Origin of the sequence: Microcystis sp. M165S2, from assembly GCF_020245885.1 — a bacterium.
In the GTDB taxonomy this organism is placed as follows: Bacteria; Cyanobacteriota; Cyanobacteriia; order Cyanobacteriales; family Microcystaceae; genus Microcystis.
Window position 1 is genome coordinate 1 of the sequence record NZ_JADBTZ010000324.1, and the last position, 3,649, is coordinate 3,649.

Sequence of the window (3,649 nt, forward strand, 5' to 3'; positions counted from 1 at the left end):
CAGGTGGTCAATTACCTAATTTTCAGGGAAAAAGTCCCTGAATTTTCCCCCCAATCACTCCAAGGGTCGGCACTTTTTGAGGGAAAAAAAGTCTAAAAACCTTGTTGGATAAGGTTTTTAGATTTATTCAGCAAACCCTAAATATTTGCTATCGAGCAGAAAAGAGCCTCGATCGAATTTTACACCCCAATAACCCCCCGGCCGGCGATCGATAACCGTGCCGATATCGTCGATATTGAGCAGCTCTGGCGGCCGTAACATAGGCATAGGATCGGCGGTTTTCAGGTAAGGGGGAATGGCAATCAGACGGACTTTTCCCCCGACGCTAATTTCACTCATGGTACTGGCTAAATGCGATCGTGATAATCCTCTAAATTAGCATATTTCAAATCATTCTCAAGATAGATTCCCCAGGGAATAGGTGTTGTGTAAGCTGTTGTCGTCCGCCTTTGGCGTGGGGTTGGGGTGTTGCCTGACCTAGCGGCGAGAGGGCGATCGCAATCAGTACAACCAAAAAAAAACAAAATCTGAATCGCTAGTTGGGGAGAAAAATGTAAAGATTTATTAAACTGTATCTTTTGATACAGTTGTCGGGGGATGTGTATCATCCCGTTGTCTCCCTTTGGCGTTGGGTTGGGGTGTTGCCTGACCTAGCAAAGACGACAAAAGTAGGCTAATAGCCTCAAAGCTGAGACTACAAGCTTACATACAAAAAACACTACTCAGGAGTAAAAAATGAAAAATTGGACTTTAGCCTTAGCTCTTGGAGCGGCTGCAACGACTACAATGATTGGCTTTGGAGTAAATCCTGCTTCGGCTGGAACTCTCACATGGAATTTCTCCTTCGATATAGATACAAACCTACTGCCTCCGTCCAACCCTGACTATACACCTTCCCCCACACCTGTTAAGGGGACATTTATTACCGAAAATACTTTATCTACATCTTCGGTCACCCCAGGCTTTACTGGATATGAAGTTTTATCCATAACTGGAACACAGGGTATAGATCCTATAACTGGTCTGGTCCCCCAAGGCACTGGCTCTACCAGTTTATTACTTTCAGGATTCACGAATGATAATCTGTTTAATCCGGCAAATATTGTTCCTGTAGGAGGTGTAGGCGCTTTTAGTGCAGGGGGATTAGCCTACATCGAAGGTGGAGAAGAATATCGGTTACTTTATGATCAGGGTACATATATGGGGTGTTTGACCCCGTGTGTTACTGTTCAAAACCTGGATGTAAAATTAGTTCCTGAACCCTCCTCAACCGCTGGACTTTTAGCTATTGGCTCCTTTGGTGCATTAGGCGCAGCCTCAACCCTGAAGCGCAAACTAAAATCATCCAAACCATCAGAAAAAGAAACCACAAAAGTAGGCTAAATTGCTTACCAAAGTAGAATTAATGCCCCTTCATTCAGTCAGTTGAGGGGGTTTATTGTATAATAGGGACATAATTAAATCAAGAGGATTTTGGTTATGCAACAGGTGACGATTGAGCTACCCACCACCATAATTAATGCTCTAGCCGCCTACAATCAAGAGCATAAGGTATCGTCTTCTGATACAGTACAAACGGCTATAGAATCATTTTTAATAGCGAAAGGCTATTTATCCAAACCGAAAAAATCTTTTCACTTATCTCCCGCACCCAAAGGAAGTGGCTATACTGACACATCCATCAATCATGACGCTGTTTTAGCCGAATTAATAACAAATCCGACTTTAAAAACCCGCTCCCTTCTCCCCACTTTCCTATTTTCTTTTCTATACCTTTTAAACAGGATTTACTAGGGTCAACAAGAGTCTTAGGGAGACAAATTAATCAATACTTTTGCCTCTTGCCTTTTTCAACTGGTCCCTGAAAAGGTCTTAATTTTAGGGAAATACAGTTAAAGGAATCCATTCGTAGGTGTTGACAATGCCTTGAAAATAATCATTAATAGTCTCTCTGGAATAGGGAACAACACCATCTTCACCAAACCAACGTTCATAAATTGTCACCGCTTGTTGTTGGTCACTAACGATCCCTTCCATGAATTTTAATAGCGTATAATTCACCGTATCGCGCCATTTAGAATCATTTTCGGGTAAAGTACAGGCATAGGATTCGTAGGCGTAGGGATAGGAGGGAACTATAGCTAAATTATTGGGATTTTTAGCACTTTTTCTTAAACCTTCTAGGGTAATGCCATCACTGGCAAAACCATCAATTTCTCCCGTTTCTAGTTTTTGTAAACCCTCACCACGATTTTTAACTTTGACCAAAATAGCGGCGGGTTGTTGGGTTTTAATTACTGCTTCATTAGTAGTATTGGCAATTACTCCAATGCGTCTGCCTGCCAAGCTACCGATGTCATCGAGATTACTACCTTTGCGGGTTAACAATTGAGTGCCACCGGCAAAGTAACTAACGGAAAAATCCACTTCATTTTCTCTTTTCCAAGTAAAAGTAGTGGAGCCACATTCGATATCGATAACCCCTGTTTTCAACTTTTCAAAACGATTTTGGGGAGTAATCTCAACAATTTTTAACTTAATTGGTTTTCCTAACTTCCGTTCGGTTTCCTTGCGAATTAACTCTAACATATCAAGGCTGTAACCCACCCACTTGCCCTGGGAGTTGACAAAACCAAAGGGAATAGCATCTTTACGAGCGCCGGCAGTAATTACCCCAGTTTTTTGAATGCGATCGAAGATTGCTCCCGCAAGGCTAGAATGGTTACTGGTGACGGTTAAAGCTACTGTCATCGTCATGACGGCAAGTGTACGCTTCATTTTTTTTCCTAATCTGAAAGTTGCTCAAGTCTCCGACTGTTTCAGGAGACCGAGAGTTTCCCAGGGGAAGATTTTTTAGCGGCGATTGCTGGGGACAAAAAAAGAGGAGAGATGTTACTCTCTCCCCCTTTTAGTTTTTTGGACAGCATTTTAAATTGTTTTTTCAGTTGTCGCTGTCGGGCCGAACCGCCTTTGCCTTTGTCGTTACGTCCCTGCCGGCGGGGGGACTCCCATCGCTTAAGTCGCATAGTTTTTAATTCCAATTTAGTCGGTTATCTTTATTGTAACAGGCTTAACGTCAGTTTGGGTTAAGGAAATTTGGTGATCATTTTTACCACGGAATAGGGCTTTCTGGCTAGGGTATAATCTGGGTTTTAGCCTATCCCGAACTCTGGTTAACCAACCTTGTCCACCTAATTAGTATTTTCCTATGCTTAGTCAGCAACTTTGGCAGAGCCATCAAGATCTAGTACAAGCTTGTCTAGAACACCCTTTTGTGCGAGGTATCGCCACAGGAGAGCTTAAACGGGACTGTTTCGCTTTTTATGTCGGTCAGGATGCTTTTTTTCTGGAATCTTTCGCCCGTGCTTACAGTATCGCCGCCGCTAAAGCTCCTGATTGGCAGGGATTTACTAGCTTTCATCGGTTAGCGGCAGGGGTATTGTAAAGTTTCAATACAAATATAGTCATATATAGCCAGACATTGTAATATATAGACAGGAAACTATCAGACTAAGCTTTTACGCATTTAAGTTACATTGACAGCATTACCCTTATTTTTAAGCTTTCTACTCCATTTAATAATCAATCCCCCTTCATTTAAAAGCTGATTGACTACTTTTTCCAGTTCTTCTTTATTTTCAAATTCTCG

Annotated in this window: 6 protein-coding genes and 2 pseudogenes; 3 read left to right on the forward strand and 5 right to left on the reverse strand. The window is 42.1% G+C overall.

The features are described 5' to 3' along the window. Nucleotides 1-123 precede the first annotated feature (123 nt). Together sipA and IM479_RS16085 are read right to left on the reverse strand one after the other, a co-directional pair. Entirely contained in the window at nucleotides 124-339 is a 216-nt protein-coding gene (gene sipA / locus IM479_RS16080; RefSeq protein ID WP_286825505.1) for a regulatory protein SipA, read from the reverse strand. An 8-nt stretch (nucleotides 340-347) separates the two neighbouring features. Next, the gene (locus IM479_RS16085; protein ID WP_287685033.1) at nucleotides 348-608 is read right to left on the reverse strand and encodes a hypothetical protein; all 261 of its coding nucleotides are present in this window, start codon (nucleotides 606-608) and stop codon (nucleotides 348-350) included. A gap of 127 nt (nucleotides 609-735) precedes the next feature. On the opposite strand from IM479_RS16085, the gene IM479_RS16090 reads away from it, so the two are divergent. Together IM479_RS16090 and IM479_RS16095 are read left to right on the forward strand one after the other, a co-directional pair. Further along, the gene (locus tag IM479_RS16090) at nucleotides 736-1,383 is read left to right on the forward strand and encodes a PEP-CTERM sorting domain-containing protein (RefSeq protein ID WP_287685034.1); all 648 of its coding nucleotides are present in this window, start codon (nucleotides 736-738) and stop codon (nucleotides 1,381-1,383) included. 96 nt (nucleotides 1,384-1,479) lie between these two features. Further along, nucleotides 1,480-1,794 carry a hypothetical protein gene (locus IM479_RS16095; protein ID WP_287685035.1) on the forward strand — a complete coding sequence of 105 codons (315 nt, stop codon included), beginning with the start codon at nucleotides 1,480-1,482 and terminating at the stop codon, nucleotides 1,792-1,794. 84 nt (nucleotides 1,795-1,878) lie between these two features. Here the strand turns inward: IM479_RS16095 and IM479_RS16100 are convergent, their stop codons facing one another. Beyond that, complete coding sequence (locus tag IM479_RS16100; RefSeq protein WP_287685036.1) at nucleotides 1,879-2,778, reverse strand: amino acid ABC transporter substrate-binding protein; 900 nt, start codon at nucleotides 2,776-2,778, stop codon at nucleotides 1,879-1,881. A gap of 41 nt (nucleotides 2,779-2,819) precedes the next feature. Next, nucleotides 2,820-3,026, reverse strand: coding sequence for a hypothetical protein (locus IM479_RS16105; protein ID WP_286825493.1), 207 nt, complete (start codon nucleotides 3,024-3,026; stop codon nucleotides 2,820-2,822). Between the two features lie 182 nt (nucleotides 3,027-3,208). Here IM479_RS16105 and IM479_RS16110 point away from each other — a divergent pair. After that, nucleotides 3,209-3,442 (forward strand): annotated as a pseudogene (locus tag IM479_RS16110) (thiaminase II/PqqC family protein); the annotation flags it as partial. 84 nt (nucleotides 3,443-3,526) lie between these two features. Here IM479_RS16110 and IM479_RS16115 read toward each other — a convergent pair. Beyond that, nucleotides 3,527-3,649: pseudogene (locus IM479_RS16115) on the reverse strand (IS630 family transposase); the annotation flags it as partial.

Coding starts and splice junctions, on each gene's coding strand:
- sipA (WP_286825505.1), bottom strand. CDS start 339: ATGAGTGAAATTAGCGTCGGGGGAAAAGTCCGTCTGATTGCCATTCCC.
- IM479_RS16085 (WP_287685033.1), bottom strand. CDS start 608: ATGATACACATCCCCCGACAACTGTATCAAAAGATACAGTTTAATAAA.
- IM479_RS16090 (WP_287685034.1), top strand. CDS start 736: ATGAAAAATTGGACTTTAGCCTTAGCTCTTGGAGCGGCTGCAACGACT.
- IM479_RS16095 (WP_287685035.1), top strand. CDS start 1,480: ATGCAACAGGTGACGATTGAGCTACCCACCACCATAATTAATGCTCTA.
- IM479_RS16100 (WP_287685036.1), bottom strand. CDS start 2,778: ATGAAGCGTACACTTGCCGTCATGACGATGACAGTAGCTTTAACCGTC.
- IM479_RS16105 (WP_286825493.1), bottom strand. CDS start 3,026: ATGCGACTTAAGCGATGGGAGTCCCCCCGCCGGCAGGGACGTAACGAC.